At 46.8% G+C, this 14,843-nt stretch carries 11 protein-coding genes; 1 reads left to right on the top strand and 10 read right to left on the bottom strand.

The genetic code is table 11. The annotated features are described in order from the left end of the window. Window positions 1-42: 42 nt before the first annotated feature. The 10 genes from fliJ to A3773_RS06650 all read right to left on the bottom strand — a co-directional run bounded on the left by fliJ (window position 43) and on the right by A3773_RS06650 (window position 10,532). Window positions 43-486: a flagellar export protein FliJ gene (fliJ, locus tag A3773_RS06695; RefSeq protein ID WP_067984339.1), complete on the bottom strand. Its 444-nt coding sequence runs from the start codon at window positions 484-486 to the stop codon at window positions 43-45. After that, complete coding sequence (fliI, locus tag A3773_RS06690; protein ID WP_197462731.1) at window positions 483-1,874, bottom strand: flagellar protein export ATPase FliI; 1,392 nt, start codon at window positions 1,872-1,874, stop codon at window positions 483-485. Before fliI ends, fliJ begins: the two co-directional genes overlap by 4 nt. Then, window positions 1,867-2,640: a FliH/SctL family protein gene (locus A3773_RS06685; protein ID WP_067984338.1), complete on the bottom strand. Its 774-nt coding sequence runs from the start codon at window positions 2,638-2,640 to the stop codon at window positions 1,867-1,869. Before A3773_RS06685 ends, fliI begins: the two co-directional genes overlap by 8 nt. A gap of 7 nt (window positions 2,641-2,647) precedes the next feature. Further along, window positions 2,648-3,658 carry a flagellar motor switch protein FliG gene (gene fliG, locus A3773_RS06680; RefSeq protein ID WP_067984337.1) on the bottom strand — a complete coding sequence of 337 codons (1,011 nt, stop codon included), beginning with the start codon at window positions 3,656-3,658 and terminating at the stop codon, window positions 2,648-2,650. After that, on the bottom strand, window positions 3,651-5,324 hold the full coding sequence (gene fliF / locus A3773_RS06675; RefSeq protein ID WP_067984336.1) for a flagellar basal-body MS-ring/collar protein FliF: 1,674 nt from the start codon (window positions 5,322-5,324) through the stop codon (window positions 3,651-3,653). Before fliF ends, fliG begins: the two co-directional genes overlap by 8 nt. Before the next feature lie 22 nt (window positions 5,325-5,346). After that, a complete protein-coding gene (gene fliE, locus A3773_RS06670) occupies window positions 5,347-5,700 on the bottom strand; it encodes a flagellar hook-basal body complex protein FliE (protein WP_067984335.1) in 354 nt (117 codons plus the stop codon). 174 nt (window positions 5,701-5,874) lie between these two features. After that, complete coding sequence (locus A3773_RS06665; protein WP_067984334.1) at window positions 5,875-6,504, bottom strand: 3'-5' exonuclease; 630 nt, start codon at window positions 6,502-6,504, stop codon at window positions 5,875-5,877. Window positions 6,505-6,507: 3 nt separating this feature from the next. Continuing rightward, window positions 6,508-8,340 carry a putative nucleotidyltransferase substrate binding domain-containing protein gene (locus A3773_RS06660; protein WP_067984333.1) on the bottom strand — a complete coding sequence of 611 codons (1,833 nt, stop codon included), beginning with the start codon at window positions 8,338-8,340 and terminating at the stop codon, window positions 6,508-6,510. 82 nt (window positions 8,341-8,422) lie between these two features. Continuing rightward, entirely contained in the window at window positions 8,423-10,240 is a 1,818-nt protein-coding gene (locus A3773_RS06655; protein ID WP_067984332.1) for a sodium:solute symporter family protein, read from the bottom strand. 31 nt (window positions 10,241-10,271) lie between these two features. Beyond that, window positions 10,272-10,532 (bottom strand): DUF4212 domain-containing protein, encoded by a 261-nt coding sequence (locus A3773_RS06650; RefSeq protein WP_067984331.1) that lies wholly within the window; start codon window positions 10,530-10,532, stop codon window positions 10,272-10,274. A gap of 318 nt (window positions 10,533-10,850) precedes the next feature. Between A3773_RS06650 and A3773_RS06645 the strand changes: the two genes are divergently transcribed. Further along, window positions 10,851-14,792, top strand: coding sequence for a NahK/ErcS family hybrid sensor histidine kinase/response regulator (locus tag A3773_RS06645; protein WP_067984330.1), 3,942 nt, complete (start codon window positions 10,851-10,853; stop codon window positions 14,790-14,792). Window positions 14,793-14,843: the final 51 nt, after the last annotated feature.

Here is a 14,843-nt window from a genome sequence, read left to right as displayed (position 1 = left end):
ATGAATATGCCTAAAACAATAAAAGCAAAAAAAGGGCCAATACTATAGAAAGGGGTTAATCATTGTTTGAGCGCGCTCATCAATCTGTTTTTGCAGCGCTTTTTCTTCCGCCTGCATCTCTGTTTCAAGCGCTTTATCGGTCAACTTTTGCATACCCTTCATGCGGGCATATGATGTTTTCCAGTGCTTCTCAACCGCCTCCAACTCTTTCAAGTTTTGAGCCATTGCGTTCACTTGAGTATCCTTCGCATCTTGTATTTTCTGCATAAAAGCTTGCTGCGCATGCAGCTGTGCACCCGTACAGCCTTCGGCATTGACGCCCAGATAATTTTGATGGTATTCAGATAAGTATTGATCAAGCTGACCCATCGTTTTCTTATCTTGCTCAACCCTCTGACGACTGGCCGCAAGAAACTGATCCGCCTGCTTCTTTTTACGCTCAGCAAGATCAAGCACCAACTGTAGTCTTTTCGAACGCTTGCTCATTTTTGTAAACCATTACTAACGGGTCGACGAATCTGCTGATTTAATTCAGCTTGCGGTGTCGGCGGTGCCGAAATAACCATGATCATCTGCTGCATCGACTCTTTCAGCGTGAAGGACTCATTCATACCCTGACGCAAGTAAGCACCAATGGACGGTAAGTTCTCCATCACAAAATCCGTATCAGGATCACTCCCTTTAACATAAGCACCCACATTGATCAGGTCTTCATTTTGACGATACTTTGAGTATAGCTGCTTAAATCGCATAGCCATCTGAAGATGGTCGGGCTCTACAATTTGCGGCATCGCACGACTGATCGAGGCTTCAATATCGATTGCTGGATAATGCCCCTGCTCCGCTAAACGGCGTGACAAAACAATGTGCCCATCTAAAATTGCACGCGCCGAGTCTGCGACTGGGTCTTGCTGATCATCACCCTCGGTCAATACAGTATAGAACGCAGTAATAGAACCACTGCCCTCCTCACCATTACCTGCTCGTTCAACTAATTTAGGGATCTTAGCAAATACCGATGGTGGATAACCTTTCGTTGCGGGCGGCTCCCCGACGGCCAAGGCTATTTCACGCTGAGCTTGGGCATAACGGGTTAAGGAGTCCATTAACAGCAGTACATTTTTACCTTGATCACGAAAATATTCTGCGATACGCGTAGATAACTGTGAAGCACGCAATCTCATCAACGGCGAGTCATCCGCCGGGGAGGCAACAACAACGGAACGCTTGAGCCCCTCTTCACCTAAGCTGTGTTCAATAAACTCTTTTACTTCCCTGCCTCGTTCACCAATCAAACCAACAACAATGATCTCCGCCTCGGTAAAGCGTGTCATCATCCCCAGTAAAACCGACTTACCGACCCCACTACCAGCAAACAGTCCCATTCGCTGCCCCCGACCCACGGTCAGTAAGCCATTGATCGTACGAATACCCACATCAAGTGGCTGCTTTATTGGCTCACGCATCAGCGGGTTAATAATCTCCCCAGCCAAGCCGGTTTCAGCTTCTGGCTGCAAAGGCCCCTTACCGTCAATAGGTTTACCTACCCCATTAAGGATACGGCCTAGCAGATTCATTCCAACGGGGACTTTACCGGACTCAGATGAGGCAATCACACGGGTGCCTGATTGCAACCCATCAATCGGATACAACGGCATTAGGTAGATACGATCGCCCGAAAACCCCACCACCTCAGCCTCAACTTTATTTGTTTTGGATAACTCAATAAAACAGCATGCCCCCACAGCACACTTAATACCGACAGCCTCAATCGTCAAGCCGATCATACGGGTGATGCGCCCTTCGACACGTGGGCAGGGAGGATCTATTCGGTATTGGGAATAACGGGATAGTTTTTCTAGGAGCTTACTCATGATCGCCAGCGACTTCATGGCTAAGATTATTATAGAATTGCTCTACAACATTGGAAAAACGTGTTTCCACCTCATCCTGAATCAAGGTATTTTCAGTTTCAAGACGGAACCCACCTGAAGTCATATCTGCTGCGGACTCAACAACAAGAGAGGCACCTGGCACAACGAGAGACTGCCGGACAAATTCAACATCATCTTCGCTCACCTTTACAAGCACGGTCGTTATGGGTTCAGGTAGTTGCTGCATCCCTTCTTGAATAGAGGCGAGCAAGAGATCTTTCCGCGTTTCCAGCTCAACGCCTACCGTTTTTTCTGCCAATAAAACAACCAACTTAACCAACGCGTCCTCGACAGCACTCGTCGATTTTTCTAGCGGCGTCTGTAACTCGGCCAACAGATCCTGAAGCAGCGCTTGAAGACGAGCCACTTCGGTTTCGCCCTGCTGAAACCCTTCTTTATAACCGAGCTCCCGCCCAGCCAGCAAACCTTCGGCATGCCCCTTATCTCGACCTTGGCTTCGCCCCTCTTCCAACCCAGCAGCCAGCCCTTCAATACGAGCAGTTTCTCTAATGGCTTCGAGCTCAGCGACCGTGATTTTTTCGGCGGCGATAACCTCATCCACGACGGTAACTTCAGTAATTTTTTTATGCTGAAGCGCTGTCGACTGGGTTGAGGTAGTCCGCCCCATCTGAGGGAGGGTCCAACTTTGAGCGTTATGGACATCTTCAGCCCTAATACGCTTATACGCCTTTGTTTCGTTAGACATACATTAATTACACCATTGCCTCGCCACCGCCGCCAAGGATAATTTCACCATCATCAGCCAGCTTGCGAGCAATGGTAAGCACCTCTTTTTGTGCCCCTTCCACGTCACTTACACGCACAGGCCCTTTCGCTTCAAGGTCATCTTTCAGCAACTCAGCTGCACGTTTAGACATGTTCTTAAAGACCTTATCCTGCAAGGCGACATCTGCCCCTTTCAGTGCGACCACTAAGACATCGGTCGATACTTCACGCAAGATCGCCTGAATACCCATATCTTCAACATCAAGCAGGTTATCAAAAACAAACATCAAATCAGAGATACTCGACGCAAGGTACTCATCCGATTCTTTTATGCTCTCCATCAGCTCAACTTCAATACTTGAGTCAATAAAGTTCATGATATTAGCGGCGGATTTAACGCCCCCTAAAGTGGCAGTACTTGAACCACCGGCACCCGCAAATTGGCGCTCTAAAATATCGTTTAACTCTTGCAATGCCTGAGGCTGAATACGATCTAGCGCGGCCACACGCATTAAAATATCAAGGCGCTGCTTTTCATCGAAACAACCTAAAACACCCGCTGCCGCATCCGGCTCAAGATACGCCACAACAACCGCTTGTATCTGGGGATGTTCATAACGAATAATTTCTGCAATTTGTCGAGGCTCCATCCAGCGTAGCGTATCAAGGCCAGATGTGTTTGTGCTCATAAGAATACGATCAAGAAGGGTTTTCGCTTTCTCTTCACCCAGTGCTTGGTTAAGCATAGAACGAATATAGATATCATTATTAATACCTATACCCGTTTGATCACTCACCAACCCCATAAAGTCACCAATAACAGACTCCACTTTGGTTTGGGGGACGTTGTTTAACTGAGCCATAGCCTCCCCAATCATTTGGACCTCTTTCGGCCCCATATGCTTGAGGATTTCTGCAGCATCGGTTTCACCCAAGCTAATCAGCAGAATGGCGGCTTTATCAATTTCACCTCCGCCCTGATCTGCTCCATCACTCATTATCACCTACCCACTGTTTAACAGCCTGCGCCACTCTTGCAGGGTCTTCAGCGACCATACTGCGAATTGCATTTAACTGATAATCAAAACTTTCATTGGGCGTAGGCAACAGCTCATCATCACTACCAAAGGTCACTGAATCGGAAGAAAAATCAGCGCCATCTAAACCAGCAAGCTCGGCACTCACATCACCCGCCGCACCCAAACCTGCAACATTTCCAGCGGTACCTGCCGTTGCTAAGTTCCGTAGAATCGGCCTTAAAATACCAAAAACCAACACTAGAACAAAAATAACAGCCATCGCTTGCTTAACAATATCCCAAATCCAATCCTGTTTCCAAATGGGCGTATCTTCAGTCACTATCGGCTCTTCAGCAACAAACGGGGTATTAACGACATTCACGCTATCACCACGTAACGCAGAGAATCCAACCGCATCCTGGACAAGAATACGTAACCGCTGAAGCTCATTCTGATCCCATGGCGTTCTAACCGCTTCGCCACTCTCTGGATTAATACTGGAGAGATCATCGACCACTACTGCTACCGTTAGGCGCCTTACACGCCCTTGCTGGTGTTTTGTGTAGCTAATCGTGCGATCTAATTCATAGTTACGCGTCGCTTGTTTACGCGCAGAGCCCGGTGCACCAACCGCGTCAGCACCACCTTCACCCGCTCCCGCTTGCTCAGGCACACTACTTGGCCCCGGCGGCTGATTAGAAAGCGCACCAGGCACGCCCACCGCAGCATTACCGCCTACACGCGACTCATCCATGGTTTGCTCACTACGCAGCGCAGGCAGATCAGGGTTATAAAGTTCATCGGTCTGCTCAACGGCTGTAAAGTCGACATCTGCTGACACTTCTGCACGAAAGCGCCCCATACCTACAACCGGCTGCAGAATACTGTTAACTCTATTTAGCAACGTACCTTCAAGACTGCGCGTATATTCAAGCTGCTTTGCCGCTAAAACCACATTCACATCTTTATCACGCATATTAAGCAGGCGACCACGCTGATCAACAACGGTCACGTCTTTAACATTAAGCGAAGGAATACTGGAGGCCACAAGGTTAGCAATCGAGGCAACTTGATCACGCTCTAGTGCTCGACCGGAAAAAAGCTCTAGAAAAACAGAAGCCGTAGGCTTACGGGTATCGCGAATAAACACGGTATCTTTAGGTATAGCGAGATGAACACGCGCATTACGAATTGAGGTCATACTGGATATAGTACGCGCCAACTCACCTTCTAAACCTCGTCTATAACGTGTCGTTTCCATAAACTGACTCGTACCTAGACTTTGTTCTTTATCCATAATTTCAAAGCCAACCGTTTTATCGGCGGTAAAACCTTCAGCGGCTAGCTTTAAACGCGCTTGGTGAACATACTCATCAGGGACCAGTATGGCTCGACCATCCGCATCAAAATTATAAGGTACATTATATAAACGAAGTTGTTCGATGATCTGATTCGCATCAGAAAAAGAAAGGTTACTAAAGAGAACACGCTGTTCCGGTTTTTGTGACCAAAGAACCACAGCAAAACCGATAGCAACACTGGCAGCCAACCCAACCATCAAACCAATTTGACGTACAATGCCCAGTTTATTAAAACCTTGCATTGGGTTTCCACTTAACGTTTCAGGACCACCAGCCACAGCCATTCACCTTGAATTTCTATTTTTATTAGATAGGCATTTTCATAATATCTTCATAAGCCGACACCAAGCGATTTCTTACTTGAGTCATAGCTTGAAAAGACACAGAAGCCTTCTCGGCCGCAATCATTACTTGCGGTAAATCAATACTCGAATCACCTTGCTCATATGCGACCGCCAACTTTTTGGCATCTGCCTGCGCATCATTAACACCATCAACCGCTGTTTTTAAGATATCGCCAAACGATGTACGCCCAATACCATTACTTTCTTTCAAGCCTTGGGGCGCCACATGCGAAACGTCTGAAGATGTAGCCTGAACTTGCGCTTTAATCGTCCGCATCTGCATAAGAACGCTGTTTATATCTGCTCTTTCGATCATACCAACACCAAGCGGCAATTTATTGACATTATAATCACACTTAGCGCTTCATCAATAGAGGATAACAAATTAATGTCATTATTTTGTCTATTTAATCCATTAATGAGCACTTATGGTACAAATAAAGCAAAAAACGGGCCATTAGGCCCGTTAATCTTTTGACATATCAATCTGTTAGTAATGCGCCTCAGGCGGATCACCGTATTTTAACCGCACATACATCAGCGCCACGGTTAACGCATCCCCAATAGCGGTATGGCGCTCAAGCATTGGTATGTCTAATTTTTTGGATATAGTGTCAAAACGTAAATCAACATTTCCGCCGACAGACTTCCATTTAATAATATCGTGATAGACATGAGACAACTCAACCGCCTTGTTCGGCAAACCAAACCCGTACAACGGCCTGATGAATTTGTCTAGCATCCTAATATCGTAATTTACGTAGTAACCTAAAATAGGGCGATTACCGACAAACTCCAGCACTTGCTGCAAAGCATCTTGGATATCAATCCCTTCAGCCAAATCGCTTTCACGGATTTTATGGATCTTTATTGAATCGCCCGTCAGTGATTTTGGCGGTTTTAATTTAATATCAAGCCGATCACTGGTGAGTACCTTGCGTCCCCTAATTTTAACCGCACCTATAGATACGATCTCGCCCTGCTTTACATCTAAGCTAGTCGTCTCGCAATCCAGCGATACAACTTCATCACCATTATAAGACTCAAACAGGTGCGCAAACGGGCCTGATTTATGGTCATATTTCTCTTTTATTCGTCTAACCGCTCTGGGTATTATCATCAACTAACCCCCGAGGTGATATCTAAGCTCAAGATGCTTTTTAAAACCTTTCACTATATGCAAAGCATCTCGCAACAGATCACGCTCCATTTTATCTAACGACTGCAACTCAATTAAGTTAGGTGTCTGATCATGCCCCGTATCACTACACTCTATTCGCTTAATTTGCTGCCTCAACCGTAAACTAATAAACAAACTTAACGCCTCAGCCAGTTCACTACCATGCTTTTGCTGTAACTGCTCTTGCTCAACTAACGCCTCTATCCGTTCAAAGGTATTGGTTGCCTTAATACGGTACTCAAGCGCAATTGTGCGAATGCCATGCACAATAGGAAATATGCCGCCTTTTTTAATATCTAAATGGCCTTTATCTTTTAAATTACCAAAGAATGTTAGCGGCGTATCAAACTCTAACGACGCTTTTGCAAAATGAGAGAAAAAAACATCATTGTTACGCAGGTGACGCATAAACCAATTTCGGCTCGCTTTAAATATAGCAGGGTTACCCGCTACCGGCTTAGCATCAATCGCTATCGCCAAGTTCATCTGCGACTCACTATCACATTTATCAGCCCACTCTCGCAACATCTGCGTCCACTCACCTAAGGAGCGAACCCAAGCTGGGTTTGACACCATAATATTACCCGGACAGGGAGGAAAACCGAACCCGATCAAAGTCTCACTAAAGCGATTTAATGTATCCTGCATCTTGGGCCAAACTAACCCATCACGATAGATGACAGCATTATCCTGATCCGTTTTCATTATCTGCTCACCACGCCCCTCCGATCCCATGACCAAAAGACAGACGTGAGGCTGCATATCCGCAGGCATAATGATATTAAATAATTTAGCGATGATCCGACCATTCATGGCGGCTAATAGATCCATAGCAAAACGCGTTTTAACACCATGTGAAACTAAGGCCTTGATTAAATCATCTAAACCTTGCGCGGCCTCTTTAAGATCCTCAACCGTTTGTGCTCGCTCGATTCGCAAACCAATAACGTGGGAGTGACTAGAGAAATAACTCAATACATCAGTGAGCTCTACAATCCCACTCATCTCCGCCCCCGCCATCACCACAACACGTTCGATACGCTGTTGAGTCATAATAATTAGGGCATTAAAAAGATAGTCATCCGGCTCAACTGTTATCAGACGGTAACTGGCAATCTCGGCAAGGTCTGTGTCCATCGGCATCTCATTGACAATCACCGCATCCAGCAAGTCGGTGCCGGTCACCATGCCATATCGACTTCCACGCCTAACCAGCAAACAGTCAGATTTATGCTCTCGCATAATCAGCGTTGCTTCGCGAATAGAGGTGCCTTCCACAATCACTAACGGCTCACGTACTAAGCCATCAGACACCTTAGCCAGCATAAACTCAGCCATATCCTGATCTTTACTACCATGCTGCTGCATGATTTCAGTTTTAGCGGAAAGGTTTTGCTGAAAATAATCAGCAAACAGGCTGTTTGTGGACATTAAATCCAATAATGTTTTCGTGGGTAGGATATGGCAGATCGTTTCCTCTTCCGCTATAAAATTGTGAATCGCCTTCCCACGAATGGCTGACCATCCGCCAAAATAATCCTCATTTGTGTAATATACAAAGATCTGTTCACGGCTCGTCTCACCCTCTTCAACAACCTCACTTTCACCCACCCTTCCTTTCAAAATGATGAACACACCTTCTGGCTCCTCACCGGCCGCCATAATCACTTCGCCCTTCTGGTAGTAACTTATATCCAGACTTGAGCGCAGGGTTTGCTCCTCTTTTTCATCCAACAAACTAAACGGTAGATTTGTCATTTTGAAAGAATCAGGCATATCTATAATCCTTATTTTATTCACAAAAAAAGGCGCTCCAACTCTACGCTGGGCGCCCTTTCAGTAAGGTGATTACTCGATCTTAATGATCATGAGCCTCAGTAGCGCCACGTGGAATACGTAGATCCGCTACAATCTCCTGAATTTCTTTTGGTGGCGCCGCAGTCATACTAGATACTACGAAACCAACAACGATATGAAGCACCGCACCTACCGTACCGAAACCACCTGGGGAGATACCCAAGAAGTACTGGTCAGGCGTACCACTACCGAATGCGAAGTAGTACATGTAGCACATTGTAGATACCAGACCTACAAGCATACCGGCAATCGCACCTTGTGAGTTATGACGCGTCCAGAAAATACCCATAATAATTGCAGGGAATACTGATGCACACGCCAAACCAAATGCCAAGGCAACAACCTGAGCCACAAAGCCTGGAGGGTTAATACCGAAGTAACCGGCAATACAAATCGCAACAATCGCAGCTAGACGAGCATAAAGAAGCTCCTGCTTATCACTGATATTCGGATTGATAGTTTTCTTCATCAAGTCATGGGAGATAGCTGTTGAGATTACCAACAACAAGCCCGCTGCAGTAGAGAGTGCTGCCGCAACCGCACCCGCTGCTACTAACGCAATTACCCAGTTAGGAAGCTGCGCAATATCAGGGTTAGCCAACACCATAATGTCTCGGTCGACATATACTTCGTTAGCAAACGGCTGTTTAGCTGGATCAAAGTTAGCATCATCTTTAGCGTTAGTTGCTAGACGCTGGCCGTGTTCGCCACGCTCTTCAAGGAACGCAGGCTTACCTTTAGCGCCATTAAACGCATCGCCAGCAGCATACTGAACTTTGCCATCACCGTTACGGTCATTCCAACCGATCAGACCTGTATTTTCCCACTGCTGGAACCACTTAGCATCGGTTTTTAGCGCTTCATAAGACGCACCAGAACCATCAGGACCATTCAGTGTTTGAATAAGGTTTACACGACCAAAACCCGCTACACCAGGAATCGCAGTATAAAGAAGTGCAATGAAGATCAATGCATAACCTGCAGAGATACGTGCATCTTTAACACGAGGTACAGTGAAGAAACGTACGATTACATGAGGAAGACCTGCAGTACCGCACATTAGTGCAACCGTTAAGCAGAAGATATCAATCGTAGACTTCTTACCGCTAGTATACTGACTAAAGCCTAAATCAACTGAAAGCTGATCCAACGTCGCCAATACAGACATACCATTATCGAGTGTTGCGCCCAAACCGATCTGAGGCAGGATATGTCCTGTAACCTGTGCAGATAGGAAAAGTGCAGGTACGGTGAATGCAAGGATAAGTACGCAGTACTGCGCTACCTGAGTATAAGTAATACCCTTCATACCACCTAATACGGCGTAGAAGAATACGATCGCCATACCGATAATGACACCCGTGTTGATATCAACGTGTAGGTAACGAGAGAACACGATACCAACACCACGCATCTGACCAGCAACGTAGGTGAAAGAGATTACAATTGTACATGCTACTGCAATTACGCGAGCAGTCTGTGAATAGTAACGATCACCGATAAAGTCAGGCACTGTGAACTTACCAAACTTACGTAGGTAAGGCGCTAACAAAAGCGCTAGCAGTACATAACCGCCAGTCCAACCCATCAAATAAGCTGAACCATCACGACCGATAAAGGAAACTAAACCGGCTAGAGAGATAAACGAAGCTGCAGACATCCAGTCAGCGGCTGTCGCCATACCGTTTGCAATTGGTGGTACACCACCGCCTGCCACGTAGAATTCTTTGGTTGATCCTGCACGCGCCCATATCGCAATACCGATATATAGCGCAAAGGAGCCACCTACAAAGAGAAAAGTTAAAACGTCGAGACTCATAGCAATGCCGTCCTAATTGAAATTATTATTGTTATTCGTGAACGTCATACTTCTCGTCAAGCTTGTTCATACTGAACACATAAGTCCAGATCAAGACGACGAATACGAAGATTGACCCCTGTTGGCCGAACCAAAAACCTAATGGAAAACCGAAGAACGGAATTTCGTTAAGCTGTTCAACGAACAGGATTGCGCAGCCGTAGGAAACTACGAACCAGATCGCAAGGTGAGTCATAATGATGCGCAAATTTTCGCGCCAGTAGGCTTGCGCCTGCTCATTACTAATTGACATAACACCATCCTTATTTTTGTTATTGAAAAATTGGTGAAAATTTAAGACAGGTAGAGACTATCAGACAGCGCCGCCAAACAAAGCTAAACTTTAGTCGACTCGATATAACCTTATTCCCCATCAATCACCCCCGATTAACCGTTTTCCGCCGAGTCCAGCCCAGAACAGAAAAACCTATTAACAACAACCACCTATACAAAAGTATTAGTCAATTAGATACATATATCTGAGTTATTCTGCAAAAATCAGGTAAATATTGGGTTCCTGCCAAAAACAAGTAAACTAACCACTTGATAATTTCACCAAGGAATTTCGTTTATGCTTTCAGGTTGGTCGATAATTCTTATATCGCTTGCCTACCTAGGCTTGCTGTTTGCCATCGCTTACTACGGTGACAAAAAAGCCCACAGCAACATCCGATCTGTCAGTAGACCTGTCATCTACTCACTCTCCCTTGCCGTCTACTGCTCCTCTTGGACTTTTTATGGCGCGGTAGGCCGAGCCAGCACAAACGGTTGGGAATTTCTGGCCACCTACCTCGGCCCCGTTATCGTATTTATTTTTGGCTGGCAGCTGATTGAAAAGATGGTGTTGATCAGTAAGCAGCAAAATATAACAACCATCTCCGATTTCATCTCATCCCGTTACGGTAAGAGTCAGGCCTTAGCCGTACTTGTAACCATCATCGCTGTCACTGGCACTATGCCCTACATTGCTATGCAGCTTAAGGCGGTAGCGATAAGCTACAACGCCTTAACCCCTGGAACAGAGGAGGTCATCAGTAAAGGGAGCGACACGGCGCTCTTTGTCGCCATTGTCATGGCTATCTTCGCCATCCTTTTTGGTACGCGACAGATAGACGCCACCGAGCATCACGAAGGCTTAGTGCTCGCAGTGGCTTTCGAATCTATTGTAAAACTTGCCGCATTTATCGCGGTCGGCTTGTTCGTGACATTTGAAGTGTTTAACGGGTTTGATGACCTAGCCTACAATATCGCCCTACAGCTCAATAACAACAACAATTACACAACCTCGCTCCTTGAAGGCAGTTTTTTGACAGAAACACTGCTGGCTTGCGCGGCCGTCATCTGCCTGCCGCGTCAATTTCACGTCACTATCGTGGAAAACACCAATGCCGGCCACCTAAAGCTCGCCCGCTGGTTATTTCCCCTCTATCTCATTCTGCTGTCCGCTTTTGTCCTCCCCATTTCCACCGCCGGGGTGCTCTACTTTGATGGCACTAATGTGGATGCGGATACATTCGTACTCATGCTGCCCCTAGCCGCTGACTACAAACAGCTCGCAACGTTCGCGTTTATTGGTGGCTTATCCGCATCCACCAGCATGGTGATCGTTGCCAGCATCACCTTAGCTACGATGGTGTGCAATGACATCATCATGCCATTGCTCTTCCGAATCTCTTGGCTTCGACTCTCCGACAATAAAGATGTCGGTTCCCTGCTGCTTCGCGTAAGACGCATCACCATTTTATGCCTGATGATTCTTGCGTACTTTTACTATCGTATTCTTGGTGATCAATCACCACTCGCCTCATTCGGCCTACTCGCCTTCGTCGCTGCGGCACAGTTCCTACCCGCCATCATTGGCGGTATTTACTGGAAAGCTGGATCCCGAAATGGCGTATTAGCAGGATTAATTGGCGGCTTTATCCTATGGCTCTATACCCTTGTCTTACCCTCATTCAGTGAAGCCGGACTCTTAGGCCCTGAGTATCTGAATAGTGGTATTTTCAATATCGACTGGCTAACCCCAACCCGCCTATTCGGCGTCGACAGCCTCGATGCCTTATCCCATGGTGTTTTCTGGTCACTGTTCGTCAACACGAGCCTCTATGTGCTCATCTCGCGCTATGCAACCCCCCGCCTTGTGGACCGCATACAAGCCAGCGCGTTTGTTGACGTCTACAACAAAGATTTAACCGAAAGCTCACGACAGTACGGGCAGGTCACAGTCGGCGACCTCCAAATGCTTACTGAACGCTTTCTCGGCATTAGCCGTACCCAGCACGCATTTACCGGATTTGCGCTACAGCGGGACGAGGATCCACCCTTATCCGATGATAAGGCGACACCCGAGCTCATCCAATTTACAGAACGATTACTGGCCGGCGTTATTGGTGCCTCGTCTGCCCGCATTGTATTAGTCTCCACCCTGCGCGGGAAAGATATGCATATCGGTGACGTGGTCACCATCGTTGATGAAGCGTCACAGGCCTTACGCTTTAACCGTTCACTCCTACAATCCACCATCGAAAATATTAGCTTAGGTATCAGCGTAGTCGACCAGCAGATGAGACTTGTTGCATGGAACCGGGTTTATGTCGAAATGTTTGATTACCCGGAAGGGCTTATCTGTGTTGGACGCCCAATAGAAGAGGTCTTCCGCTTTAATGCCGCACAAGGGGAGTACGGCCCCGGCAACAACGAGCAGCAAGTCAAAAAACGCTTATCACTGCTCAAATCAAGCCAGCGTCATAGCTATGAACGTTTCCGCCCTAATGGCACCGTACTCGAAGTCCGCGGCAATCCTATGCCCAACGGCGGCTATGTTAATACCTATATGGATATCACGACCTACAAACATGTTGAAGAAGCACTCAGAGAAAGCGAACAGAACATTCGTATTTATACTGACAATGTACCGGTCCTCATCGCCTACTTAGACCCAGAAAGACGCTATCTCTTTATCAACAAAGCCTATGCGGAAACGTTCCATTTAGATCGCAAGTCCATCTCAGGCACGCCCTGTTATGAAATTATGTCTGACGCTGAGTATGAACTAAGAAGCCCCTATATCACTGAAGCACTGAAAGGTAAGCAGCAGCGGTTTGAAACAACCCTACCCACCAGCGACGGCAGCAAACGCTATGCAGAGGTCAAATACATACCGCATATTGGCGATTATGGCGATGTGTTAGGTTATTTTTCTCTGTACCAAGATATTACAGAGCGCAGAACCGCCGAGATAGCACTTAAAGAAACCAATGAAACCCTAGAGCAGCGGGTAAGAGAACGAACCCACGCCCTCTCCGTTGTCAACAAAGAGCTACGGAAAGAAAACACCATTCGTTCATTGATGGAAGATGAGCTTCGCCAAGCCAAGTCCGATGCAGATGATGCCAACATCGGTAAAACACGGTTTTTAGCATCAGCAAGCCATGATTTACTTCAGCCTCTCAATGCCGCACGTCTCTTTACATCAGCGTTAGCGCAACAGAGCCATAACAGCGAAGAAACAAGTCAGCTTGTAGAGAACCTAAACGGCTCACTCACCGCAGCAGAAGAGCTTATCACTGCACTCTTAGACATCTCTAAGCTTGATGCAGGCGCCTTAGTTCCATCGGTCAGCGACTTCAGTTTGAGTGACATGTTTAACGCGTTAAACACTGAATTCACTGCCGTTGCAGAGAAGAAAAACCTCACTTTTCGCTTTGTTCCTTGTAAGAAAGTGGTTCACTCCGACCAACAACTTTTACGACGCATAATACAAAACTTTCTCTCTAACGCCATTCGCTATACCCAAGAGGGCAAGATACTGCTGGGCTGCCGTAGGGACAACAACATGCTTAGGGTTGAGGTCTGGGATACCGGTGTCGGTATTGCTGAAGACAAGCTCAATGAAGTGTTTGAAGAGTTCAAACGGATTGATAATCCACGCCACTCCCAAGTGCAGGGCTTAGGGCTTGGCTTAGCCATCACCGAGCGTATAGCTAACATGCTAGGTCATCGATTAAATGTTCGCTCATGGCCTACCAAAGGCACCGTCTTTAGCGTTGAGATACCCTTAGGCGATCCCGAAAAGGCAATCAAGCCTAAACCTGAAAAGCGCGGCTGGATACACAGTAAAGGGCTCAAAGGCATCAAAGCATTAGTGATCGATAACGAACCGAAAATCCTTGAAGGGATGTCAGCGCTCCTTAATGGCTGGGAGTGCGAGGTCCATACCGCCCTATCAACGATCGATGCGGTAGCGCAAATTAACCAAGGGCTCGAGCCCGAAATCATCTTAGCGGATTACCACCTTTCAGAAACCCTCACTGGCATTATGGCACTCGAAGAGATCCAGCCACTGTTAAGCAGAAAAGTACCCGCCATTATCATTACCGCGGATCGCACAGAAGAGGTGAAAGAAGAGATTGCATCCCACAGCGCACAACTACTCACTAAACCCATAAGGCCTGCGGCACTCCGCGCAATGATTAACAAAACCATTGCAACAGCACGGGCCAGTGAAAGTTAGTACACCCCACGGCATAACTTATTTTTGCCATAAAAAAGGCGCTCAGAGCGC

This window comes from Neptuniibacter pectenicola (assembly GCF_001597735.1).
Taxonomy (GTDB): Bacteria; Pseudomonadota; Gammaproteobacteria; order Pseudomonadales; family Balneatricaceae; genus Neptuniibacter; species Neptuniibacter pectenicola.
The sequence above is the reverse complement of the archived record's forward strand: the minus strand, read 5'-3'. Positions and strand labels throughout refer to the sequence as shown.

What these genes read in the sequence shown, in the direction of transcription:
- A3773_RS06665 (WP_067984334.1), bottom strand. Translation starts at nt 6,504, where the DNA reads ATGATAATACCCAGAGCGGTTAGACGAATAAAAGAGAAATATGACCAT.
- A3773_RS06645 (WP_067984330.1), top strand. Translation starts at nt 10,851, where the DNA reads ATGCTTTCAGGTTGGTCGATAATTCTTATATCGCTTGCCTACCTAGGC.
- fliJ (WP_067984339.1), bottom strand. Translation starts at nt 486, where the DNA reads ATGAGCAAGCGTTCGAAAAGACTACAGTTGGTGCTTGATCTTGCTGAG.
- fliE (WP_067984335.1), bottom strand. Translation starts at nt 5,700, where the DNA reads ATGATCGAAAGAGCAGATATAAACAGCGTTCTTATGCAGATGCGGACG.
- A3773_RS06655 (WP_067984332.1), bottom strand. Translation starts at nt 10,240, where the DNA reads ATGAGTCTCGACGTTTTAACTTTTCTCTTTGTAGGTGGCTCCTTTGCG.
- fliG (WP_067984337.1), bottom strand. Translation starts at nt 3,658, where the DNA reads ATGAGTGATGGAGCAGATCAGGGCGGAGGTGAAATTGATAAAGCCGCC.
- fliI (WP_197462731.1), bottom strand. Translation starts at nt 1,874, where the DNA reads ATGAGTAAGCTCCTAGAAAAACTATCCCGTTATTCCCAATACCGAATA.
- A3773_RS06685 (WP_067984338.1), bottom strand. Translation starts at nt 2,640, where the DNA reads ATGTCTAACGAAACAAAGGCGTATAAGCGTATTAGGGCTGAAGATGTC.
- A3773_RS06660 (WP_067984333.1), bottom strand. Translation starts at nt 8,340, where the DNA reads ATGCCTGATTCTTTCAAAATGACAAATCTACCGTTTAGTTTGTTGGAT.
- fliF (WP_067984336.1), bottom strand. Translation starts at nt 5,324, where the DNA reads ATGGCTGTGGCTGGTGGTCCTGAAACGTTAAGTGGAAACCCAATGCAA.
- A3773_RS06650 (WP_067984331.1), bottom strand. Translation starts at nt 10,532, where the DNA reads ATGTCAATTAGTAATGAGCAGGCGCAAGCCTACTGGCGCGAAAATTTG.